This is a genomic window from Paraburkholderia sp. GW821-FHT02A12 (assembly GCF_059422005.1).
Genome location: NZ_JBWKWA010000001.1, coordinates 2,827,576 through 2,850,285, shown reverse-complemented (window position 1 = coordinate 2,850,285; position 22,710 = coordinate 2,827,576). Strand labels below are relative to the sequence as shown.

The 22,710-nt window shown below is 61.9% G+C and carries 19 protein-coding genes and 1 pseudogene; 10 read left to right on the top strand and 10 right to left on the bottom strand.

Annotation, left to right across the window (positions count from 1 at the left end; genetic code table 11):
• Nucleotides 1-158: 158 nt before the first annotated feature.
• Together AC07WT_RS12950 and AC07WT_RS12945 are read left to right on the top strand one after the other, a co-directional pair.
• A complete protein-coding gene (locus AC07WT_RS12950) occupies nt 159-722 on the top strand; it encodes a peroxiredoxin (RefSeq protein WP_494947402.1) in 564 nt (187 codons plus the stop codon).
• 720 nt (nt 723-1,442) lie between these two features.
• A complete protein-coding gene (locus AC07WT_RS12945; protein ID WP_494947401.1) occupies nt 1,443-1,772 on the top strand; it encodes a hypothetical protein in 330 nt (109 codons plus the stop codon).
• Between the two features lie 21 nt (nt 1,773-1,793).
• On the opposite strand, the gene AC07WT_RS12940 is transcribed toward AC07WT_RS12945, so the two are convergent.
• The 5 genes from AC07WT_RS12940 to AC07WT_RS12920 form a co-directional block, all read right to left on the bottom strand.
• Complete coding sequence (locus tag AC07WT_RS12940; RefSeq protein WP_494947400.1) at nt 1,794-5,108, bottom strand: efflux RND transporter permease subunit; 3,315 nt, start codon at nt 5,106-5,108, stop codon at nt 1,794-1,796.
• A gap of 3 nt (nt 5,109-5,111) precedes the next feature.
• Nucleotides 5,112-8,234 carry an MdtB/MuxB family multidrug efflux RND transporter permease subunit gene (locus tag AC07WT_RS12935; RefSeq protein ID WP_494947399.1) on the bottom strand — a complete coding sequence of 1,041 codons (3,123 nt, stop codon included), beginning with the start codon at nt 8,232-8,234 and terminating at the stop codon, nt 5,112-5,114.
• An 18-nt stretch (nt 8,235-8,252) separates the two neighbouring features.
• A complete protein-coding gene (locus tag AC07WT_RS12930) occupies nt 8,253-9,698 on the bottom strand; it encodes an MdtA/MuxA family multidrug efflux RND transporter periplasmic adaptor subunit (protein ID WP_494947398.1) in 1,446 nt (481 codons plus the stop codon).
• 488 nt (nt 9,699-10,186) lie between these two features.
• Nucleotides 10,187-11,023 carry an IclR family transcriptional regulator gene (locus AC07WT_RS12925; protein WP_494947397.1) on the bottom strand — a complete coding sequence of 279 codons (837 nt, stop codon included), beginning with the start codon at nt 11,021-11,023 and terminating at the stop codon, nt 10,187-10,189.
• Nucleotides 11,024-11,530: 507 nt separating this feature from the next.
• A complete protein-coding gene (locus AC07WT_RS12920) occupies nt 11,531-11,674 on the bottom strand; it encodes a DUF2442 domain-containing protein (RefSeq protein WP_494948429.1) in 144 nt (47 codons plus the stop codon).
• Nucleotides 11,675-11,960: 286 nt separating this feature from the next.
• Between AC07WT_RS12920 and AC07WT_RS12915 the strand changes: the two are divergent.
• From AC07WT_RS12915 to AC07WT_RS12880, 8 genes and pseudogenes are all read left to right on the top strand, one after another.
• Nucleotides 11,961-12,254, top strand: a pseudogene (locus AC07WT_RS12915) (HU family DNA-binding protein); the annotation flags it as partial.
• A gap of 213 nt (nt 12,255-12,467) precedes the next feature.
• Nucleotides 12,468-12,908 carry an SET domain-containing protein gene (locus AC07WT_RS12910; protein WP_494947396.1) on the top strand — a complete coding sequence of 147 codons (441 nt, stop codon included), beginning with the start codon at nt 12,468-12,470 and terminating at the stop codon, nt 12,906-12,908.
• Nucleotides 12,905-13,123: a hypothetical protein gene (locus AC07WT_RS12905; protein WP_494947395.1), complete on the top strand. Its 219-nt coding sequence runs from the start codon at nt 12,905-12,907 to the stop codon at nt 13,121-13,123. Before AC07WT_RS12910 ends, AC07WT_RS12905 begins: the two co-directional genes overlap by 4 nt.
• Nucleotides 13,124-13,645: 522 nt before the next feature.
• Nucleotides 13,646-14,116 carry a hypothetical protein gene (locus tag AC07WT_RS12900; RefSeq protein WP_494947394.1) on the top strand — a complete coding sequence of 157 codons (471 nt, stop codon included), beginning with the start codon at nt 13,646-13,648 and terminating at the stop codon, nt 14,114-14,116.
• A 166-nt stretch (nt 14,117-14,282) separates the two neighbouring features.
• Nucleotides 14,283-14,612: a hypothetical protein gene (locus tag AC07WT_RS12895; RefSeq protein WP_494947393.1), complete on the top strand. Its 330-nt coding sequence runs from the start codon at nt 14,283-14,285 to the stop codon at nt 14,610-14,612.
• Nucleotides 14,613-14,637: 25 nt separating this feature from the next.
• The gene (locus AC07WT_RS12890) at nt 14,638-15,141 is read left to right on the top strand and encodes a hypothetical protein (protein ID WP_494947392.1); all 504 of its coding nucleotides are present in this window, start codon (nt 14,638-14,640) and stop codon (nt 15,139-15,141) included.
• Between the two features lie 417 nt (nt 15,142-15,558).
• Complete coding sequence (locus AC07WT_RS12885) at nt 15,559-16,173, top strand: HupE/UreJ family protein (protein ID WP_492593551.1); 615 nt, start codon at nt 15,559-15,561, stop codon at nt 16,171-16,173.
• A 3-nt stretch (nt 16,174-16,176) separates the two neighbouring features.
• Entirely contained in the window at nt 16,177-16,803 is a 627-nt protein-coding gene (locus AC07WT_RS12880; RefSeq protein ID WP_494947391.1) for a HupE/UreJ family protein, read from the top strand.
• A 26-nt stretch (nt 16,804-16,829) separates the two neighbouring features.
• On the opposite strand, the gene AC07WT_RS12875 is transcribed toward AC07WT_RS12880, so the two are convergent.
• The 5 genes from AC07WT_RS12875 to AC07WT_RS12855 all read right to left on the bottom strand — a co-directional run bounded on the left by AC07WT_RS12875 (nt 16,830) and on the right by AC07WT_RS12855 (nt 21,923).
• Nucleotides 16,830-17,906: a HupE/UreJ family protein gene (locus AC07WT_RS12875; protein ID WP_494947390.1), complete on the bottom strand. Its 1,077-nt coding sequence runs from the start codon at nt 17,904-17,906 to the stop codon at nt 16,830-16,832.
• Between the two features lie 53 nt (nt 17,907-17,959).
• A complete protein-coding gene (locus tag AC07WT_RS12870; protein WP_494947389.1) occupies nt 17,960-19,090 on the bottom strand; it encodes a hypothetical protein in 1,131 nt (376 codons plus the stop codon).
• Nucleotides 19,091-19,357: 267 nt separating this feature from the next.
• Nucleotides 19,358-20,848: a DUF4331 domain-containing protein gene (locus AC07WT_RS12865; RefSeq protein ID WP_494947388.1), complete on the bottom strand. Its 1,491-nt coding sequence runs from the start codon at nt 20,846-20,848 to the stop codon at nt 19,358-19,360.
• 439 nt (nt 20,849-21,287) lie between these two features.
• Entirely contained in the window at nt 21,288-21,707 is a 420-nt protein-coding gene (locus AC07WT_RS12860; RefSeq protein ID WP_494947387.1) for a cupredoxin domain-containing protein, read from the bottom strand.
• Nucleotides 21,708-21,785: 78 nt separating this feature from the next.
• A complete protein-coding gene (locus AC07WT_RS12855) occupies nt 21,786-21,923 on the bottom strand; it encodes a hypothetical protein (protein ID WP_492593872.1) in 138 nt (45 codons plus the stop codon).
• Between the last annotated feature and the right edge of the window lie 787 nt (nt 21,924-22,710).

Here is a 22,710-nt window from a genome sequence, read left to right as displayed (position 1 = left end):
CGCATGCCGCGCGGTTGGGTTTCGCTGGATTGCTCCAGACGTGGTCCAATAGCGAAGGAGGGCTGCGCGGCGTTCGGATGAACGTTGCGCCCCTGGCTCATTGCACGAACTGCGTGCACTGCGTGTATTAACGCTTTTAACGCTTCGAGGGACTGCAGATGAAGAGGAAATTCATACCGGCAGCGCTTGCTGCTGTCATGTCGATGGGGTTCGCCATGCATTCGCTGACTGCGTCGGCAACGCTCAAGCCGGGCGACGCGGCGCCGCCCTTTACCGCGCAGGCATCTCTGGGCGGCAAGACCTACACCTATTCGCTCGCCAACGAATTGAAGAAAGGGCCGGTCGTGGTGTATTTCTATCCGGCGGCTTTCACGCAGGGCTGCACGATCGAGGCGCACGAGTTTGCCGAAGCGGTCGACGAGTACAAGAAATATGGCGCGACGGTGATCGGCGTGTCGCACGACAACATCGGCACGTTGACGAAGTTTTCGGTCAGCGAGTGCCGCAGCAAATTCCCGGTGGCCGCCGACGCCGACTCGAAGGTGATCGGCAAATACGACGCCGGTTTGCCGATGCATAGTTCGATGGCCAATCGCGTGTCGTACGTGATCGCGCCGGACGGCAAGATCATCTATGAGTACACGAGTCTGTCGCCGGAGAAGCATGTCGAGAACACGCTCAAGGCGGTGAAGGATTGGGCGGCGGCGCACAAGCAGCCATAGATTTTTGCCTGCGCCGCGGTGCATTTTGCGCAATAGGTTTTTATTTGCCTGCGCGGCGCTTATGTTTGTGCTGCCTGCGGCGTTGGTCTTTTCTTGTTCTGGCTTCTTTGGCCTTTCCTTGATTTCTTTGTGGTCTATTAGCTTTCCCCCTGTGCGGGGGAGCACCTACTTTTCTTTGCCGGCCGCAAAGAAAAGTAGGCAAAAGAAAGCGGCTTTACACCGCCAATTCTGAAGCGGGCACCTCGGTCAACCACGGGTAGTGGAAACCTGCCGGACCACACCGTGGTCCATGAGTGCCTGTGACAAGGCAGTCATCCACCCCTTCTCGCGCTGCGCGCTCGCCGGCAAGGTCCATCCCACACCTCCCGCTTCGTATTGCGCGAGCAGGGGCCATCGGCTTTCGCCTCGGCGAGGTGCAGATCTGGATTACCGAGCAGAACCTGGGCGTAATGGCGCGGCGCGCACGCGTGAAATGGCGAGCTACGCCCTGCGCAAAGCGCAGGCGCCAAACGTAGTGGGTGGTTGGATGAAGTACCTTTCCGGCGAGCGCGTAGCGCGAGAAGGGGTGGATGACTGCCTTGTCACCGGGGCGTGAAGGTGCACTGGCACAGATCAGGTGGCCTCCACCTCCCGTTGATCATAGAGGTGCCCGCTTAGTACTTGCGGTGTGAAGCCGCTTTCTTTTGCCTACTTTTCTTTGCGGCCGGCAAAGAAAAGTAGGTGCTCCCCCGCACAGGGGGAAAGCTAATAGACCACAAAGAAATCAAGGAAAGGCCAAAGAAGTCAGATCAAGGAAAGGCCAAAGAAGTCAGATCAAGGAAAGGCCAAAGAAGTCAGATCAAGGAAAGGCCAAAGAAGTCAGATCAAGGAAAGGCCAAAGAAGTCAGAACAGGGAAAGGCCAAAGAAGTCAGAACAGGGAAAGGCCAAAGAAGTCAGAACAGGGAAAGGCCAAAGAAGTCAGAACAGGGAAAGGCCAAAGAAGTCAGAACAGGGAAAGGCCAAAGAAGTCAGAACAGGGAAAGCCACTGCCGCAGGCAGCACGAACATAAGCGCCGCGCAGGCAGAAAAAATCAGGAAGGCGCTATTCCGGTTCTCCGAGCCTTCCTCGCTTCCCACCGGACCCGAATCCGGTCCATGTAGAGATAAACCACCGGCGTGGTATACAGGGTCAGCATCTGACTGACAATCAGTCCACCGACAATAGCGATCCCCAGCGGAGCTCGAAGCTCAGCCCCTTCCCCCCGGCCAAAAGCCAACGGCAACGCCCCCAGCATGGCGGCAAAAGTCGTCATCATGATCGGCCGGAACCGCAGCAAACAAGCCTGAAAAATCGCATCCCGCGACGACAGCCCCCGCCGGGAGGCTTCAATAGCAAAGTCCACCATCATGATCGCGTTCTTCTTCACGATCCCGATCAGCAGGATCACCCCGATCAAAGCGATGATGCTGAACTCGGTCTTGAACAACAACAAAGCCAGCAACGCTCCAACCCCGGCCGAAGGCAAAGTGGACAAAATCGTCAGCGGATGGATATAGCTCTCATACAGGATCCCCAGCACGATATACACCGCCGCGAGAGCGGCCAGAATCAGAATCGGCTGGTCCGACAGCGACTGCTGGAACGCCTGGGCAGTCCCCTGGAAACTGCCGTGGATCGTCCCCGGCATGCCGAGCTGCGCCATCGTGTCGTAGATCGCTTGCGTTGCCGTCGATAAGGACACGCCAGGCGGCAGATTGAACGAAATCGTCGACGCCACGAACTGGCTCTGGTGATTCACCGACAACGGCGTATTCCCCGGTCCGAATTTCGCTATCGCCGACAACGGCACCATCGTTTCCTTCGAGGTCGACACCGCCGCGCCCGACGAAGCACTCGACTTGCCGCTCGCCGCAATCGAATTGATCGCCTGGTTGCGCGCGGAATCGGCCGCAATGCTCGCCGCGCTCGATGCGGTCGTGCCCGCCGTGCCGCCCGTCGACGCACTCGTGCTCGACGATGCCGTTGCCTTCGCGGTCACGGTGCCGGCCGGCGCGTTGGTGGTCTGCGCGCCGCTCGCGCTGCCCCCCGACGTGCTGACGTAAATCTGTTTCAGCATATCCGGGCTCTGCCAGTACTTCGGCGCGACTTCCATCACGACGTGATACTGGTTCAGCGGGTTGTAAATCGTCGACACCTGGCGTTGGCCAAACGCGTCGTACAGCGTGTTGTCGATCTGCGCCGGCTTGATGCCGAGGCGTGCGGCGCTCGCCCGGTCAATCGTCACCATCGATTCGAGACCGCCTTGCTGCTGGTCGGAATTCACATCGGCGAGTTCGGGGCGCGCTTGCAGCGCCTCGGTGAGTTTGGGCACCCACAGATACAGATCGGCGGTCGAATCGGCCAGCAGCGTGAACTGATACTGCGCATTCGATTGCCGCCCGCCGACGCGAATGTCCTGCACCGCTTGCAGGAAAGTCCGCGCGCCGGCCACGTCGCCGAGCGGCGCGCGAAGTTGCTGGATCACCTGGTCAGCGGATATCTTGCGCTCGCTCTTCGGTTTCAGCGAAACGAACATGAAGCCGAAGTTGGTCTGCCGGCCGCCGGTGAAACCGGCCACGCTGTCCACCGCCGGATTCTTGCCGACTATCTCCATCATTTCCGAGAACTTGCCCTTCATCGCCTGAAACGACGTGCTCTGGTCGGCCTGGATGCCGCCGATTAGCCGGCCCGTGTCCTGCTGCGGGAAGAAACCCTTCGGCACGATGATGTACAGCCAGATGTTCAGTCCGATGGTCGCGAGCAGAATCGCCACGATCAGACGCGGATGCAGCAGCGCCCAGCCGAGCGTGCGTTCATAGCCGCGATGCATCGTCGCGAAGCCGCGTTCGAGCCAGCGTCCGAAACGTCCTTCTTCCTGCTGCTCGTGCGGTTCGCGCAGGAGGCGCGAACACATCATCGGCGTGAGGGTGAGGGAGACGAGCAGCGACACGGCGATCGCCAGCGAGAGCGTCAGCGCGAACTCGCGGAACAGCCGCCCGACAATGCCGCCCATCAGCAGAATCGGCAGGAACACGGCGACCAGCGAGATGCTGATCGACAGCACCGTGAAGCCGACTTCGCGTGCGCCGAGAAACGCCGCCTGCATGCGCGGTACGCCGTTCTCGATGTGCCGTGAAATGTTCTCCAGCACCACGATCGCGTCGTCGACCACGAAGCCGGTTGCGATCGTCAACGCCATCAATGACAGGTTGTCGATCGAAAAGCCGAGCAGGTACATCGCGGCGAACGTGCCGATGATCGAGATCGGCACGGCGACGCTCGGAATCAGCGTGGCGCGCCAGTTGCGCAGGAACAGGAACACCACCATCACCACCAGCGCCACCGCGATCATCAGCGTGCGCTCGGTGTCTTTCAGCGACGAGCGGATCGTCGTGGAACGGTCGGCGGCCGGCGCGATGTCGACGTCGGCGGGCAGCGACGCATGCAACTGCGGCAGCATCGCGGTCACGCGGTCGATCGTTTCGATGATGTTCGCGCCCGGCTGGCGGTACAGAATCACCAGCACTGAACGCTTGCCGTTGAAGAGGCCGAGGTTGCGCAGGTCCTCGACCGAATCGGCCACTTCCGAGACATCGGACAGTTTCACCGCCGCGCCGTTGCGATACGCGATCACGAGGTCGCGATACTGCGCCGCCTTGCTCGCCTGGTCGTTGGTATAGATCTGCACGCGGTTCGGGCCGAACTCGATCGAGCCTTTCGGACTGTTCGCGTTGGCCGCGGCGAGCGCCGCGCGCACGTCTTCGAGACCGATGCCGTAGTGGAACAGCGCCTGCGGTTCCAGTTCGACGCGCACCGCCGGGTTGGCCGAGCCGCTCACATCCACTTCGCCAACCCCGTCCACCTGCGACAGCGACTGCTGCAGCACGGTGGCCGCGGAGTCGTACAACTGGCCGGCGGTCAGCGTCTTCGAGGTGAGCGCGAGAATCAGGATCGGCGCGTCGGCCGGATTCACCTTGTGATACGTCGGGTTGCTGCGCAGGCTCGCCGGTAGATCGGCGCGCGCGGCATTGATGGCCGCCTGCACGTCGCGCGCGGCGCCGTCGATGTCGCGGTTCAGGCCAAACTGCAGCGTGATCCGCGTCGAGCCGACCGAGCTCTGCGAGGTCATTTCGGTCACGTCGGCAATCGAGCCGAGATGCCGTTCGAGCGGACTGGCGACACTCGTCGCGACCGTGTCCGGGCTCGCGCCCGGCAGCGTCGCCTGCACCGAAATGGTCGGGAAATCGATCTGCGGCAGCGGCGCGACCGGCAGCCTGGTGAACGCGAAAATGCCGGACAGCGCGATGCCGATCGCCAGCAAGGTGGTGGCGACCGGGCGGGAGATAAACGGACGCGACAGGTTCATCGGTCAGTTCCCTGCATCGGTGGCGGGCGGCGTAGGCCTGCCGCGATTGAAGCGCTCGCGCGCGCGGCGGGCGAGCGAGTCGAATGCGAGATAGATCACCGGCGTCGTGAACAGCGTCAGCAACTGGCTGACGACCAGGCCGCCGGCAATCGCAATACCGAGCGGCCGGCGCAATTCGGAGCCGGCGCCGGTGCCGAGCATCAGCGGCAGCGCGCCAAGCAGCGCGGCGAGCGTGGTCATCAGAATCGGCCGGAAGCGCAGCAGACACGCCTGATAGATCGCCTCGCGCGGCGCCTTGCCTTCCTCGCGCTCGGCGTAGAGCGCGAAGTCGATCATCATGATCGCGTTCTTCTTCACGATACCGATCAGCAGCACGATGCCGATGATGCCGATGATGTCGAGATCATGCCCCGTCATCACCAGCGCGAGCAATGCGCCGACCCCGGCCGACGGCAGCGTCGACAGAATCGTGATCGGGTGGATGAAGCTCTCGTACAGCACGCCGAGCACGATATACATCGTGACGATCGCCGCCAGAATCAGGAACAGTTCGTTCGACAGCGACGCCTGGAACGCCAGCGCCGCGCCCTGGAAGCGCGTCTGGAACGAAGCCGGCAAGCCGATATCCTTCTCCGCCTGGGCGATCGCTTTTACGGCCGCGCCGAGCGACGAACCGGGCGCGAGATTGAACGAGACGGTGGTGGCGGGGAATTGGCTCAGGTGCGTGACCAGCAGCGGCGCGGGCTTTTCGACGAAGCGCGCGATGGCCGACAGCGGCACCTGGCCGCCCGACGACGTGGAAGAGGGCAGATAGATCGCATTCAGCGATTCGGTGTAGTGCTGGACCTGCGGCTGCGCTTCCAGAATCACGCGGTACTGATTCGACTGCGTGAAGATGGTCGAGATGATGCGCTGGCCGAACGCGTCGTACAGCGCGTTATCGACGGTGGCGGGCGTGATGCCGTAACGCGACGCGGTGGCGCGGTCGATCTCGATGTAGACCGACTGACCGTTGTCCTGCAGGTCGGTGGCCACGTCCGCCAGTTCCGGCGCCTGCTTCAACCGCTCGACCAGCTTCGGCACCCACGTGGTGAATTCGCCGATGTTCGGATCGGTCAGCATGAACTGGTACTGCGTCGGGCTGACTGTCGAGTCGATCGTCAGATCCTGCACCGGCTGCATATACAGCGACGCGCCGGGAATATGCGCGACGTCCTGCTGCAACTGGCGGATCACTTCGCTCGCGGTGTTCTTGCGGTCGTCGCGCGGCTTCAGGTTGATCAGCATGCGGCCGCTGTTCAGCGTGATATTGCTGCCGTCCACGCCGATGAACGAGGTCAGGCTGTCGACGTCCGGGTTCTTCAGGATCTGCGCGGCGAGTTCCTGCTGCCGCTCGGCCATCGACGCATACGACACCGACTGCGGCGCCTGCGTGATCGCCTGGATCACGCCGGTATCCTGCACCGGGAAAAAGCCCTTCGGAATGAAGACATACAGCACGCCGGTCAGCACCAGCGTCAGCACCGCGACGAACAGCGTCGAGCGTTGCCGGTTCAGCACCCACGTGAGCGCGACGGCATAACGGGCGATCACGTAGTCGACGAACGCATGCGCCTTCGCTTCGAAGCGGTGGCTTTCGGGCGGCGGCGTGTGGCGCAGGAGTTTCGCGCACATCATCGGCACGAGCGTCAGCGAAACGATCGCCGAGATCACGATCGTCACGGCCAGCGTGATCGCGAATTCGTGGAACAGGCGCCCGACCACGTCGCCCATGAACAGCAGCGGAATCAGCACGGCGATCAGCGAAACCGTCAGCGAAATGATCGTGAAGCCGATCTGTTTCGAGCCTTTCAGCGCGGCCTCCAATGCCGAGTCGCCTTCTTCGACATAACGCGCGATGTTCTCGATCATCACGATCGCGTCGTCGACCACGAAACCGGTCGCGATGGTCAACGCCATCAGCGACAGATTGTCGAGCGAGAAGCCGCACAGGTACATCACGGCGAGCGTGCCGATCAGCGACAGCGGCACCGACAGGCTCGGGATGATCGTGGCGTAGATGTTGGCGAGGAACAGGTACATCACCAGCACCACCAGCACCACGGACATCAGCAGTTCGAACTGCACGTCGCGCACCGATGCGCGGATCGTGATGGTGCGGTCGGTGACGATCTGGACGTCGAGCGCGGCGGGCAGCGCCTGTTGCAACTGCGGCAGGAGCGTCTTGATGCTGTCCACCACCTGGATCACGTTCGCGCCCGGCTGGCGCTGCACGTTCAGGATGATCGCCGGCGTGTTGTTGACCCACGCGCCGAGCTTGGTGTTCTCCGCGCCTTGCACGATGGTGGCGACGTCCGTCAGCATCACCGCGCGGCCGTTCTTGTAGGCGACCACCGCGCTCCTGTACGCGTCGGCGTCGGTCAGCTGATCGTTCGCGTTGATCGTGTAGTTACGCGTGGGGCCGTCGAAGTTGCCCTTCGGCGTATTGACGTTCAGGTTCGAAATCGTGGTGCGCAGATCGTCGAGATTCAGTCCATAGGCGGCGAGCGCGCGCGGGTTCGCCTGAATCCGCACGGCCGGGCGCTGACCGCCCGACAGGCTCACCAGACCCACGCCCGCCACCTGCGAAATCTTCTGCGCGAGGCGCGTGTCGGCGAGATCCTGCACCTGCGTGAGCGGCAGCGTTTTCGACGTGATCGCGAGCGAGAGGATCGGCGCGTCGGCCGGATTGACCTTGGCGTAGATCGGCGGCGCGGGCAGATCGGACGGCAGCAGGTTGCCGGCTGCGTTGATCGCCGCCTGGACTTCCTGCTCGGCGATGTCGAGCGGCAGATCGAGGCTGAACTGCAGCGTGATGATCGAGGAGCCGGCCGAGCTTTGCGACGACATCTGATTCAACGACGGCATCTGCCCGAACTGCCGTTCGAGTGGCGCGGTGACGGAGGACGTCATCACGTCCGGGCTCGCGCCCGGATAGAAGGTCTGCACCTGGATCGTCGGGTAGTCGACCTCGGGCAGCGCGGACAGCGGCAGGAAGCGCAACGCGACGAGACCGACCAGCATGATCGCCGCCATCAGCAGGGCGGTGCCGACGGGACGCAGAATAAAGGCGCGGGAGGGATTCATGCGGTAATTGCCATGCCTTTATTGCGAGGCTTGCGCCGGGTGTTTGCCGTGATGTCCGCGTGCGCCGGATGCGCCCGACGCTGCGGCCGCGCCGCTCGCGCCACGGGCACCCGAGGCGGCGCGCGGCTTGTCGGCCGGGATCGTGATCTTCGCGCCTTCGCGCAGCCGGTCCGAACCGTCGATCACCACACGCTCGCCGACTTGCAGGCCGGATTTGATGCTGGTGCGTTCACCGTCGACCGGACCGATCTTGACGGGCCGCACCGTGACGGAGTTGTCCGGCTTCACGATGTACACGAACTGGCCCATCGAGCCGTTCAGCACGGCCGTTGTCGGCACGATCACCGCGTCCTTGATCGTATTCACCAGCAGGCGCGTGTTGACGAACTGATTTGGGTACAGCAGGCTCTTCGTGTTCTGGAAGACCGCGCGCAGCTTGACCGTGCCGGTGGTGGTGTCGATCTGGTTGTCGAGCGTTTCGAGCGTGCCGCTTTCGAGCGACGTGGTATTGCTGCGGTCATACGCGGTGACCGAAAGCTTCGCGCCGGTTTGGGTCTGCTGGAGAATCTGCTGGAGGTTGTCTTCGGAGGTCGTGAAGATCACGCTGATCGGCTGCAACTGCGTGATCACGACGATGCCGTTGGTCAGGCTCGGCGTCACGTAGTTGCCCGGATCGACCTGGCGCAGACCGACGCGCCCCGACACCGGCGCGGTGATGCGCGCGTAGACGAGGTCGAGCTTGAAGGTGTCGATGTTGGCCCGGTCGGATTTCACCGTGCCTTCGTACTGTCTGACGAGCGAGGCCTGCGTATCGACCTGCTGGCTCGCGATCGAGTCTTGCGCGAGCAGCGTCTGATAGCGCTTCAGGTCGAGACGGGCGGTTTGCAGCAGCGCCTCGTCGCGCGCCAGCGTGCCTTGCGCGTTGTCGAGCGAGATCTGATACGGACGCGGGTCGATCTGCGCGAGCACATCGCCCTTCTGGACCATTTGACCTTCCTTGAAATACACGTCCTGCAGCACGCCGCTCAACTGCGGCAGCACCGTCACGTTGGCGAGCGGCGTGACCGTGCCGAGCGCGGTCAGCACGACCGGCATTTCGCCTTGCGTGGCGCTTGCGACATGGACCGGTTGCGGCATGTTGGCCATGCCGCCGGGACCGCCGCGGCCCGGGCGGCCGCCGCTCGCACCGGCAGCCGCGCTGGCGCCGCCGGCCGGTCCGCCCCAAGGATGCCAGCGCCACAGCACGAACCCGAGGATCACCAGCGCCGCGACGATCAAGGCGATGTTGCGGCCGCGATGCCGCCGCACCTCGCCTGGCGCGTTCGCGGGACCGCCTGCCTGCGTGCCGGGGGTGGACGGTTGTGCGGCCGGTTGTGCGGCCGGTTGTGCAGCCGGTTGTGCAGCCGGCTGTGAAGCCGGAGCGGCAGGGCGTGAGGTTTCCGAATGCTTTTGTAGTTCGTCCATCGGTTCGGTCAGGTGGCTGGCTTGGATGTGAGCCGCTGCGCGAGGGGCCGCCTCGACAGTTGTTCGGCGGCTCGGCACGCACTCGGCGTAACAGGCGGTTTCGGCAGCGGGGCGCCGCGCTTGTTCAGCGCGATGCTACCCGAGGCGCGGGACAAAGATGTTAATGCAGTGCGCCATCATGACAGGTCGGCTGGGCCGTTATGGAGCTGTGCTGTGAGCCGGATTGCCGCAGCGAATTCGGTGCAAGCGCGGTGCACAGCGCTGTGCACCGCGACGATGCGCGGCAACGATGCCAGCAAGGCGCCGTGCCGGACGCAGCTGCAAGCGAGCCGCGCGCACACTTCATAACGGCAATCTCGGCAGCGCCCCGCAACGGGAAAGCATGATCGTACGTCGCACGCTCGGTAACAGTCCACCCGTGTATTTTTCTTTTGATTACGAAGGTTACAGGATGCACCCGGCGTTGACGGGGGACACTTCGGCGCGGTTTAGTTATCGAGACGGCGCCCAGGCGTGCCGCCGATTTCGAGCGTGATTTTCGAGATGCATTCGAGCAGCGCCGGCGCCGCGCGCGATACCAGCCAGTCGCGCGGACACTGGTCCGCTGAACCGCCGCAGTTGACCGCATAGCGTTCGCCCGACGGTCCGATGAAACCCGCCGCGATCGCATTCAGGCCGTCGTACCATTCGCCTGTCGCGATGGCGAAGCCTTGTTCGGCGGTTTCTTGCAGTGCGCTGACGAGCCGGTTGCTGATGGGCCCCCAGTCGTCGCCTTCGGCGGCCTGCAAGCCGATCAGCAGCTTTTCCCGTTCCGGTTCGCCGAGCGTCGCGAGATAGGCGCGGCCGATGGCGGTGCGGCTCAGATTCATCCGCGAGCCGATTTCGAGGCGCGACACCAGCACCGCCGAACGCGGCCGGATCGCGTCGATCACCACCATGTCGAGGCGGTCGCGCACGGCCAGATGCACGGACAGGGCGGTGCGTTCGGCAAGTTCGATCAGGAACGGCCGCGCGCGGGCCCGGATGTCGAAATTGCGCAGAAAACCGTTGCTCAGTTCCAGAACGGACGAGGTCAGCACGAAACGTTCGCTGTCCGGCAGGCGGAACAGGAAACCCGCGCCGACCAGCGTGGCCGTGATCCGCGAGACGGTCGGCTTCGGAATGCCGGTGAGTTCGGTCAGATCGCGATTGCTGAGCGGCGCGTCGGCCGAGGCGATCGAGCGCAGCACGGTCAAGCCGCGTGCCAGCGCGGTAACTTCGTCTCCCGAGCCCTCTTTCTCTCTGGGGAGGTCAGCAGCAGTCCGGGAAGGCGTGGGTTGGGTCATCTCGTTTTTTTGGAACTATATTTCAATTTATCTGTTCACATGCTGATGGCGACCGTCCGGCAATGTTCTTCCGACGGACCCCCTGGTGGGGCATGTAGTCCATTTTTCTTCTGAAGATTCATTGTATCGGAATATTTTGCCGAAACGAACGAAGACTCGCCAGATTTTGCTTGACTTAGTCAGCATAACCATAAAAAATGGAATCTCATTTCGAAAGACGGTTTGGTGTTCGAGAATTTGAAGTTTTTGAACCGAACTTGGTCTGCGCTGCTGTTCACATGGAATTTGCCAGTTGTCCGCGCTGTTCACGCCCGCGTCGCCGGGCAAAACTTTCGAAATACCGTCTCTCAGGTTCTAGCACGGCCCTCGGAATGGCTAGAACTTTTAAGGCGTCACGGCAACGTGACGCCTTTTTTTTGTGCGCTTATGGGCGCACAACAAAGTCTGCACCAATCGCTACCGACGCGTTAGCAGACAACAAAGTCTGCTCGAACGGCGAGGGACGATTCACCGGACAGTCGCATCCATCTGGCCGCGAAGTAATCCGGCGACACTGATGTCTTCGTCGAGGGTGTCCCAATGCAGACCCGCGCCTGAGGCAGAGATGCGGAATGCGTCGCGTTGTCCAGGCGTCGCCGCAGGCCGCCCCAGTCTTCCACCGAGCGTTGACCTTCACCCGTGATAGGCGTTGCCCGCGGGGCCACGGGAAATGCTTCTGCCTGCATTTCGTCTGCGGGAACGAGTCGCAGAAAATGGACCGTGTCCCCGATAAATTCGCAGCCGATCAAGCGTGTTCGCGCGCGTCCGGCCGCCCCGGACGGCGCGTGGTGAAGTCAATGCACCTGCCGTTGAGCCGGTCGTCGCGGAACCGGTCTGCCTGCAGGCGGTGATTGCGTGAAGGCGCGGGCATCGGGTAGGGTGGCGACATCCCAACCACAACGAGGAATCGATAATGAACAAGCAGGAACTGGTGGATGCGGTCGCCGCAACGACGGGCGCGAGCAAGGCGGCAACGGGCGAGGCGATCGATGCGTTCATCGGCGCGGTCACGGCGGCCGTCAAAAAAGGCGACACCGTGCAGCTGATCGGCTTCGGGTCGTTTTCGACGGGCGCGCGCGCCGCGCGGGTCGGCCGCAATCCGGCGACCGGCGCCGAAATCCAGATCCCGGCCGCGAAGACTGTCAAGTTCACGGCGGGCAAGGCGTTCAAGGATGCCGTGAACGGGGCCTGACCGCAGCGACAGCCGCCGGCCGCGGACAGTCGGGTGTCGAGATTTGCGGAAATGTCGCCGCCAGGGTTGGGTGCACCGCGGGACACTCCGGCTCTCCAGCTTCAATATGACGACCGGCCCCGCTGAGCTGCGACGAGTCACGCATCACGTCGCAGTGAATGCGGAAATTGGCCGCTTTTATACTGGTGCGGGTATCAGTCTCAGGGGAGCAGTATGCGGCGCGTGATCGTCCGGCGGTCGTCAGTTCATGGGAAGGGTGTGTTCGCGATGCGGCCGCTCGCAGCGGGCGAACGCGTGCTCGAGTACAAGGGTGAAGTCACGGCGTGGCGGGAAGCAGTGCGCCGGCATCGGCGTGAAGGCGTCGCCGGGCATACGTTTCTTTTTGGCCTGTCAGACGGGCGCGTGATCGACGGCAGCCGCGGCGGCAATAGCGCACGATGGCTGAACCACGCCTGCGCGCCAAACTGCGAGACCATCGAAGACGCCGGTCGCATTTTCATCCACACGCTCCGGCCGATCGAGGCCGGTGAAGAACTGTTTATTGAATATCTGCTCGCCACCGACGATCCGCTGGATGAAGACGTTCGGGCGCAGTATGCGTGCCGGTGCGCCGCGGTGGACTGTCGTCAGTCGATGCTGGCGGATGCAGTGTGAACAGGGTGGCGCAGGCGATCGAAGGCAGCGGTGCTATCCCGGAAAGCGGCCACGTCCCGAAGCAGAGGGATGCCTGCATTGTGAGGATCGGCGAGGCTGTGGTTTTTCATCTCGATGTGCTGAAGGCATCGTTGCCAGAGGGCGATGCATCCGGCCGTGCTCCTGGCGCAAACACGAAGAAACAGATGTCGCTGGATCTTGACGATTTGCGGTGACGTCGACGCCAGCGCGTGTCGTCGACAGATACAGGGGAGCGGCCTTATGCCGAAGCGGAAGTTTCGATCCCTTTCGCATGCCATGCCGCGCATTGCTGGATCGCTTTCTCGGCGACCCAGTGCGAGATCGCCTTGATGTAACCCGTTTGCTCCGCAGTACCTGCCTGAACACGCGCTCAGCGACCGAGAGCTGCCCTAAGAATTGCTGCGGGCATTCGAACGGATGGCCGAGCTGACGACGATGTATCCAGCCACCTGCGGTGCCAGCATCAATAGCACGACGACAACCGCGATCCGGGCACGCAGACTGTGGAATCGCATGGTGATCGCCTCGGCGATCGACTGACTCCTTCACGCCCTGGAATAACCCGGTGTATTCCATCGTTTACCCATCAGGCAATCACGCCCCGAGCGGCAAGCCTCTACCGCCGCGGCGTGGATTTGCGCAAGCAAACCGATGTGCTGGGTGACGCCGGTGAAGCGGCGCGTCGAAACGTCGGGGATCCATTTCGGGACCCCATCATGGACAAATTACTTCCTTTTGGGACATTACTCGTCTGTCTCACCTTTTCTGCGCCTGCACTCGCGCAAACATATGATGATCTACCCGTATTGGCCGACGTCACCAATTGTCGGGCGGTCGTCGGGCAGGCACAAATCGACGGCACGACGCAGCAGATCGTTGGACGTGCATGCCTGCAAAGTGACGGAACATGGCAGATCGTGCAAAGCCCGGTTGATAGCGTGTTGTGGTATCCGGTCGCGGCCTACCCGTATCCCGACCCCTGGTATTGGGGGCCCCCGCTTTTCGTCGGCGCAGGAGCGAGCTTTATCTTTGTCGATCGTTTCCATCGTTTCCATCGTTTCGATCGTTTCGGCCATTTTCATCAGATGGGCCATAACCGCTTCGGTGCGCCAATGGGAGGAGGCTTTCACCGCACACCATTCCCCGGCGGTGGCATGCGCGGGTTCGGTGGAATGCGACGGCACTAATTCAACGTTTCCTGTTCGCACTTTGCATCCGGGATAGAGCAGGGGCGCCACTGAAGAGCGAACAACGCAAGCCGGCAAGGGGTTCAGCGGTACTGCCGGTCGCTGTTAGCCGGAGACGATGTCGGCGTCAAGTTGATGGAGAAAAACGTCCTATGAGGAGTTCGTCGTGAAGCGCCTGAAAATTTGCGTCACGCTGTCGGTGGTTGCCGCAGCGTGCGCATGCGGGTCAGCAGATGCCGCGCGCGTCCGCGTCTTTGTCGGACTAGGCGTTCCTTTCTACTATCCGGTCGCTCCGCTCCCGTACTACTACCAGCCCGTCGTCGTCGTGCCGGCTGCTCCGACAAACTACGTCGAACAGGGGCAGCCGTCAGCCGGACCGGGTCAGTCGAGCGGATCCTGGTATTACTGCGAAGCGTCCAGGGCCTATTACCCGTACGTGAACCAGTGCCCTGGCGGGTGGCGTGAAGTGTCGCCACAGCCAGCACCGTCCCGTTGACGATCAAACGGATTTTCAAAGCGACATGAACTATTCAAGGCTTGCCCTGATCGCCGCGCTGACCTGGGTCAGCGCGTGCTCCGTCCTGCCGACTGCCCCGAGCGTGATGGCGTTGCCCGGTACCGGAAAAACGTTTGATCAGTTCCGCGCGGACGACGCCTCGTGCCGGCAATTTGCGTTCGAACAGGTGGGCGGAGTGTCAGCCAACCAGGCGGCAACCGCAAGCGCGGTGGGCAGTGCCGCCGTTGGAACGGCACTCGGCGCGGCTGCGGGTGCGGCGTTCAACGGAGGCTCCGGCGCGGCCGTGGGCGCCGGTGCCGGCCTGCTTGTCGGGAGCGCGTTTGGCGCGGGCGCCGCGCAAGGCTCGGCCTACGACGTGCAGCGCCGCTACGACTATGCGTACCTCCAGTGCATGTATGCCGCCGGTGATCGCATTCCGGTCCGCGGACGCATGATGATCGCGCCGGGCACACGGCCCTATGCACCGCCGCCCCCAGGCTTCCCGCCACCGCCACCTCCGGCAAGTTAAGGCTGACACGCGCCGTCCGTTGCAATGTAGTTCTTGTTGATGTACAGCGTAGCGTCGCCTCACGTCGCGCTCACGCTCGCCTCTACGCCCTTCCGTCGACAAAGCTACGGAAACACGCCAGATCGTCACCCCGAACGATATCGTCGGCATGCGGTGTCGGCGCGCAGCGTTGCGTTTGTTCGGCATTGAATTCCGGCAGGCGCTGGCAAGCCGGAAGTTTGCCTCACAGCCTTCCCGGACTCCGATCCGCGCACCAACGCCGTTGGCGACTCGCTGCAGGCGACCTATAGTGTTGGGGAACGCCGGATAGTCCACGGATGACGCCCCTGCAGATGATTTAACGAAGCCTGGAAAAGCCAGCTCCGATGCGTGCTCAGTCCGGTGTCAGACGGGTGCAGACACCTCGACAGGAACATCATGACTTTCGGAATGCGACGCGCGATCCACGCGGGACTTGTATTCGGGTATGGGTGTCTTTTTCCGCTCATCGCATTCGCGCATATCGGCCAAGGCGACATATCCGGCGGCCTGCTCGCCGGTTTCAGACACCCGATTTCCGGCCTGGATCATGTCGTCGCGATGGTTGCAGTTGGATTGTGGGGTGCCCAGCTGGGGAGGCCGGCGATTTGGGTGCTGCCGGTCACGTTCCCGATCGTCATGGCCTTCGGCGCTGTTCTCGGCGGCCTGGGCGTCCCGATTCCGGGGATCGAGGTCGGCATTGCGCTATCGGCACTGGCGCTCGGTGCGGCGGTGGCACTTGCGTTGACGCCGCCGCTCTGGATTGCGGGTCTGCTGGTTGCCCTGTTCGCGATCTGCCATGGACACGCACACGGGGCGGAACTGCCCGGGTCCGCGAACCCAATGACCTACGCGATCGGCTTCGTCGCGGCCACCGGCACACTTCATGCACTCGGCATCCTGACCGGCACAGTCAATCGCTGGAAGGCGGGCGGCTATGCACTGCGGGCAGGCGGAGCCCTCATCTCCGGCTGCGGTGTCTATTTCCTCACGTATGCGATTCGGGGAGCGTGACGCATGCGCGCATTGCACCGGGTGGTCCGGCAAGCCGCTGCCGGTCTGAGTGCGCTGATGTTGCTTGCATCAGCCGAAGCACACGCGGTGTACCAGGGCGCGGGCGACTTTTACGCCGGGATGCTACATCCGTTGACGTCGCCGGAACATGTATTGCCCATGCTGGTACTCGGCGCGCTGGCGGGGCAGAACGGCCTGAAACGATGTGAATTCGTGCTTTGGGCATTTCCGGCCGCCATGGCGGCCGGCGCGTGCACTGCCCTTTCAGTTCCGGATCTGCGTGGTGTTCTCCTGCTCAACGTGGTCTCAGCCGTATTGCTGGGTTCCCTCCTTGCGGCTGCCTTGACGCTGCCGTCATGGCTGATCTTGATTCTATCGGTCGGGTTTGGCCTGACCCATGGGTACGCAAACGGATCAGCCATCGTGGGTCAAATCCGCCCAGGCGTTTTCATAGCGGGCATGGTGTTCGCGAGCTTCATCCTGATCGCCTACACGGTTGCGGCGACCTCGTTCCTGCTGCGGCTACGGCCCACCTGGATCGCCATTGCCGTGCGCGTCGCGGGCAGTTGGGCCGCGGCAATCGGGCTTCTCGTTCTCAGTCTCACTCAACGTGCGTTGCTCCTCTCCTAGGTCATCTCCATGGCCGTCAATGGCATCTAAAGTGCAAGCACTGTCAGCCCGGTCGTTCGTTCATAAATCCACAAGCTTGCGAAAACCGTGATGGCTGCCGATCCGCCGTACAAGGTAGCCAGGCGAAACCAACGACTTGACCGATAGATGTAAAGAATGGGCAATAGCAGCAGGACCAGCGAGATCTGCCCCAATTCGACACCGGTATTGAACCCGGCAAGGGCAGCCGCAAGCAGGGATGTCGGGAGGGCCATATCGGTGAGCACGCTTGCGAAACCGAAGCCGTGGATCAAGCCAAAAGAAAACGCGACCAGCCAACGGCGCCTGCGCACCAGCGGAACAATATTGTTGAGCGCGGAAAGCAGGATCGTCACGGCAATAGCGACTTCCACCCACCGCGACGGCAACGCCACAACGTGCAGCGTGGCAAGCGACAACGTGATTGCGTGTGCCGCCGTGAACGCAGTGACGAGCTTCAATACATCGATCGATACGGCACCCGGGGAGGCGGCGGGGAACCACTTTTTCCCGTGCAACACGCAAGCTGCCGGCAACATCAGTGACAGGAGAAACAAGGCGTGGTCGAAGCCGCGCCAGATGTGCCACATGCCCTCGCCAACGAAATCGATGAAGGCGCGCCCGACTCCCTTCCCGCGTATGTCCAGAATCTCGGTCGGATGACGGAGTCCAAGAATCGCGGTCGTTGTCGCGCCGTTGCTCACGACGTGCACGAGGCCCTTGTGCAGCGTGTCGACGTCGGCAAACAAACGGTAGTCGATGCCGAGCCGGGCCGGTCGAGTTGGACAGGCCACCTCGAATTCGAGCACCGCGTACGCGCCGTCGCTGTGGTGGTCGATCAGCATGTCGCCGGGATGAATCGTGCACGTTCGCCCGTCACCGGTAAGCTTGATCCGCGTGAAGGCATACGACTTGATGTCCGCTTCGCGGACGCGGACCTCGCACCACGTCAGCGCGCCGTCCCCGTCGGCATCGAGGATAAGCGGATTGTCCAGGTCCCGAAGTGCGATATCCCATCGGCCCGCAATCGTTTTGTCGCCGACTGTAAGCGTCAGGTAACTGTCGCTCGGCTTGTGCGCCTGCACCGCGGCAGCCCAGCACAACATGAAGAGAGCAACCCACCCGGACGCTCGCCGTTTCATGCAGACGGCTCGCCGCGCGGCGCCTGCATCGCGAACCCGGTCCCCAAGACAAGGCTTGCCAGCCGCGCTTCAAGGCGTGTCAAGGCCGGCTGGCGCAAACGGGCGGTCTTTAGCCATATCATCGCGGGAGCGGCACGGGCAGGCTGCCGGGCGGCGATCGCCGCCTCCATCAGGATCCGGCAGTCCGCGACCTCTTTTTGCACCTGCCAGTCAGCCTCGGCAAGGCTGAGCGCTTGCTCCGGGTCGTTAAGGAGTTTCAGGTTGAAAATGGCTTCCTCGCGCAGATGCACGCGATCACCGCGCTCGGCGGATGCCGCAAACCGGCTTCGCAAGTCTTCGATATGAGGCGCCAAATCAGCATTCAGCCCCGCCTGTTTCTCTGCCAGCGCCAGGCGAAGGAGCAGGTTGTCGTTGCGGATGTCGGCCGCGAGCAGGGCGAGGACCTCCCTAGGCCGGTTCCGGTCGAGCAGGAAGTCAGCCCAGGATGCTTTAAGGTATGCGTCGCGCGGATTGGCGGCCAGCGCATTGCGGAAGAACTGTTCGGCGGCTTCCTGCTTGTCCATCCAGACCGCCGTTTCGGCTTGACTGACCATCAGCCAGGTGTAGAGCGAATCTGTGGGCGGTATCTGCGCGTCAAGATGTTGTAAAAGGAGATAAGCCTGCTCGAGCCTGCCGCTGACCGCGGCCACATTGGCGAGGCATATCCCCGCGATGACGGTATTCATCAGGATGAGCCGACCGCAACTCTGCCGTGCTTCCAGGTAGCGGCCTTGCACTTGCAGGATATTCGCACGGATCAGCCACGCGTCCACGTTGTCCGGCTGGGCGTGAATTGCGTGATCGAGATCGTCGAGCGCGCTCGCAAAGAAATGGTTGCTTTGCCGGACGCTCGCACGCAACACTAATGCGCGCGGCGGTGGGTCTGGCTGCCGAAGCCACGGTTCGATTGCGGCTTCAGCCTGGCCTAGGTCGCGCGGGTCTTGATCGCGCCGAAAACGCTCCAGGTGGCGCTTCGCGAGCTCAGCCGCCAGCTCGAAGTTGTGACCGCCCGCAGCCAGGGCTGCGTGCATGCTCGCGATGGCCGAGTTAAGTGCGTCGTGCGCACGGGGCGCGAGCGTTTCCAGCACCTGTGAGTCCTGTTGCGGCCGCACGGGAGCCGCGTTCACCAACGCGCCTGCCAGTCCAACGAAGAGACACGATACGCACAGGATGCGGCGCACATTCGTTTCCCTTTTAACGACACGCGTCCGGTTCGAAAGAGAGGCCCGTAGCACCTTGAGGGCGGTCGATCTTCTTAGTGCCATAGCGGCCTCAGTCTGCCATGCGGCGACAGGGTGAACCCCGCGCCGCACCGTGGTCTGCTGTGACTCATTCAGGTTGCGCTTGCCCGGTTATCAATTCATCGCACCAGGGATCGGCGTGGTCAAATAAGGAAAGGAATTGTCAAATACGCTGTCGTCGATGGCTGCGCCGTCTGTCAGCGGAGCCGCTCCGGCTGGAGCGTCGGACGGCGAGCAGCCGAAGATTCCCGGCTTATTGAACGTACACAGCACGCCTATCACCACCCTGAGTGATGCCGTGACGACGTCGTCCCCTGGCCGCCGTCCGTTTGGAAAGCCCGCGTTGTCGCCTGCCAGGACCCCCAGATTCTTCTGACTGCCTTTGGGCGTGGGCGGAATAGACGTGTTCAGACGCAACATTTCGGATGGTGTGACCGTTCTCAGCTGATTGAGTCCCTGAAATCCTGTGAGGAATGTGAAAACCAGATCGAGGCGCGGGAAGTTTGTGGGCGCTTTGGCCCCCGGGAACAGGCTCTCGATCAACGCAGGAAGCGTGGGATTCGTCACATAGTCCGCAAACTGCCCATCGTTCGCGGGCTTTGAATTATTGAATTTGTCCTTGTCCTTCAAGCCAATCACGAGTTCGTTAACCAGTGGCATACCGAGCCGGGAAACTTGCGTCCAGCCCCTCTCTGATATTCCTGCTGCGTCGTTATCGCTCAGCCTCTCCTTGCGAATTCTTGACGTCGTCCAGCCACCGATGACCGGGCCGCCGCGCTCGCCAGTCAGACACTGGGTCGGAACCTCGAGCGCGATCGAGGTGATGTTCTTGTCGGACAGATCGTTCGGGTTACCGTTTCGGGGACCCAGAGGATTAAGGTTAAGCAAGTCGAACGTCTTGCCGAGCGCCACCGCAAACGACTCCTTTCTCTGGCCCACAAAGACGCGCCCTGGAGCACCGCACCCGGGAATGTTGATCGTGTACACATATTGCCGCGCGTAGCTGGCATAACCACTTACGCTGCCAAACGTCTTGGTCCCTATGAAGTCCGTTGGTTTGGTGAAGGTCGTAATGCCGCCCGGGCCCGTGACCACTTCGTCAGAATCTTCGTGATCGGCACCACGCGATACCTTGAGCGTGTACGTTTCGTTAACGTTCAGCTTCGATGAATCGCCCGCTGACACCGGGCCCGCCTGAACGAGCGGAATCGCCACCTGCTTGCCGCCGACGTTCAGTGCGACATTGCCAACTGTATTCTTGAAACGAAATTGAAACGTCAGGTGCGCTCTGCCGTCGCCGACGTTATCGATGTGAATTTCGTACAGCGCATTGGGGTCGAGGGTGAAGTAATTCGGGCCGCCGTAGGCGTCTTCCAAAGGCGAGTAGTTCGCGATCAGCGTCACATAGCCGCGTCGGTTCGGCTCATAGCTGTTGAACATGTAGAAGTCGGTGCCATCCACCTTCGGCATCGTTGCAATCAGCGGCGCCTCGCGATGGCTCGACGCATAAGCACCGCTCGCGGCGGCGCACAATAGAATTCCTGCGGCGAGTACCTGCTTCGATGCGAAGTAAGCAGGCCGAAGATTAAGTCTTGAAGTAAGCATGGCAACTCCTCAAAGATACGACGCCGAAACGGCGGTTCGTCACAGGAAGGAGGACACTGTCTCACTATAGGCAAGATTCGTTGCGGCGATATGGATTTCGCGCGGGCAAGTAGCGGGATGGTGTCGCGTGGCACGTGCATGTCGGCGGCTCATCGCGCCGCTCTCGTGGCATAGCGCCCAGTCTTCGCGACGTCAGCTTGCTGGCCACACTATCGTCAGAACGAAGTGCTGACCGACGCACCTCATCCCTCCATATATAGTCTGGCAAAGTCTGGCAACTCCGGTGAACGGTGATGCTTCAGCGGAAATGTTCTTCGATGCGTGTCCATGGGACCTGGCTCACATGTTAGTTCGCGTGCCGCGAAGTGCGGCCATCGTTCGCACTGCCTGCCACCCCGGCACTCATCGCTGCGTGCCACCCACACATAACCCGAGCCCGTCAGGGCAAGACGAGCAAAGACGTATGCAAGCCCATCGAGTAATGGCCAGGCTTGTTGCAGAATAGAACGTAGCGGCCCGGTGTCAACTTGAGCGTCATATGTTTGCTCGCGCCAGGCGCTATGTCCTCTACCTCTCCCATTTTCTTGAACTGGCTCTCTGGCACTTGCCCGTATTTAACTGGCAGCTTATCGGCAGCCAGGTCCGTTTTGAGGACCACCAGTTCATGTGTCAGACCGGTGTCCGGTGCGTTGCTTACCTCGAACGTGACTGAGCCTGCCTTTACGCGACTCGTATCAAGCTGGATCGTGTTGTTCTTGAGCAACGTGGCTTTTATCGTCTCATTTGCGTAACCAGGGCTGCACACGAGACCGAGTGCGACCATGCCAAGGAATACCACAGTACGTGAACTGGAGATCATGACGTTTTCCTCCACAGATCGCCGCTAGCATCATTCGTGTCGCCGATCGCTCTATGCATGATGCCAGGGGCGGGCGTTTCATTGCCAGGGTCCAGACGCGGCGCCGGGAAGCGACGTGCCATCGATCAGCATCAACATGATGTCAATACCCGACATTGGGGCGTTGCTCAGACCGCCGTCTGAGTAATAGTCGACACGCAGGAAGATGAATTTCATGCTCGAATACGCGTCGAGCGCTGATCATGCAACCCACCTGCCGACTACGATATAAAAACGTCCAGTCCAGCGTATTTATTCCAGTTTTTACGGCTAGTTTTATGTCGGCCGCTATCCAGTGATAGATGCATGCCGGACCATGACGTATCCCGCTGCATCGGATCTGCACGCACACGTTTCGTGCAATGCCAACGACCAGCGTACGCACTTACACGGGCGGCGACAGCGGGCCAAGCCACAGACCGTTGCAGCGGCATGGCCGCGCCTGCGATGGGTATACATCTGCGCAGGCACGCACGAACCCGTGTCTCCGCGCACGGCACACCGACACAGATCATTGGCACGATGACGCTTTAATGTGCAAGCGGACATGGTCACCTGGATTCAGGCGGTTCGAGCGCCAGTTAAACGCGACGGTCAAGGACGTTGCGGACCGCGCGGATGCGGGAGGCGAACGCGACCGCGCCGGTTACGGCATGAACCAGAGGAAAAGTTACGGCCTCGTGGCGAAATCAAGGTCGGTTCCATCACGCCAACCGTTCACCCGCCCCGAATGGAATAGAGCGGTGCCACGGGACGTTTACCTGTCGTGATCGCGCGATGCGCCACACATTTCCCTATCTATGGATTGGTCGCTGGCCAAGGAGGAGCAAGACACCGGGGACGTCGATCTTGCTGCCCGCGGTACGGGTCTTGTTGCTACGGCGTTTGACGGGAACGCCGAGGGCGGAAGGCCGGAAAATGGATCGACGAAGACGGCGAGAACCCTCACGTTTTCGACCCGGAC

Bases quoted from the DNA above. Each gene is read 5' to 3' on its own strand.
- AC07WT_RS12900 (WP_494947394.1), top strand. From the start codon at position 13,646: ATGGACAAATTACTTCCTTTTGGGACATTACTCGTCTGTCTCACCTTT.
- AC07WT_RS12910 (WP_494947396.1), top strand. From the start codon at position 12,468: ATGCGGCGCGTGATCGTCCGGCGGTCGTCAGTTCATGGGAAGGGTGTG.
- AC07WT_RS12935 (WP_494947399.1), bottom strand. From the start codon at position 8,234: ATGAATCCCTCCCGCGCCTTTATTCTGCGTCCCGTCGGCACCGCCCTG.
- AC07WT_RS12855 (WP_492593872.1), bottom strand. From the start codon at position 21,923: ATGAAATTCATCTTCCTGCGTGTCGACTATTACTCAGACGGCGGTCTG.
- AC07WT_RS12925 (WP_494947397.1), bottom strand. From the start codon at position 11,023: ATGACCCAACCCACGCCTTCCCGGACTGCTGCTGACCTCCCCAGAGAG.
- AC07WT_RS12880 (WP_494947391.1), top strand. From the start codon at position 16,177: ATGCGCGCATTGCACCGGGTGGTCCGGCAAGCCGCTGCCGGTCTGAGT.
- AC07WT_RS12860 (WP_494947387.1), bottom strand. From the start codon at position 21,707: ATGATCTCCAGTTCACGTACTGTGGTATTCCTTGGCATGGTCGCACTC.
- AC07WT_RS12890 (WP_494947392.1), top strand. From the start codon at position 14,638: ATGAACTATTCAAGGCTTGCCCTGATCGCCGCGCTGACCTGGGTCAGC.
- AC07WT_RS12865 (WP_494947388.1), bottom strand. From the start codon at position 20,848: ATGCTTACTTCAAGACTTAATCTTCGGCCTGCTTACTTCGCATCGAAG.
- AC07WT_RS12885 (WP_492593551.1), top strand. From the start codon at position 15,559: ATGACTTTCGGAATGCGACGCGCGATCCACGCGGGACTTGTATTCGGG.
- AC07WT_RS12950 (WP_494947402.1), top strand. From the start codon at position 159: ATGAAGAGGAAATTCATACCGGCAGCGCTTGCTGCTGTCATGTCGATG.
- AC07WT_RS12940 (WP_494947400.1), bottom strand. From the start codon at position 5,108: ATGAACCTGTCGCGTCCGTTTATCTCCCGCCCGGTCGCCACCACCTTG.
- AC07WT_RS12930 (WP_494947398.1), bottom strand. From the start codon at position 9,698: ATGGACGAACTACAAAAGCATTCGGAAACCTCACGCCCTGCCGCTCCG.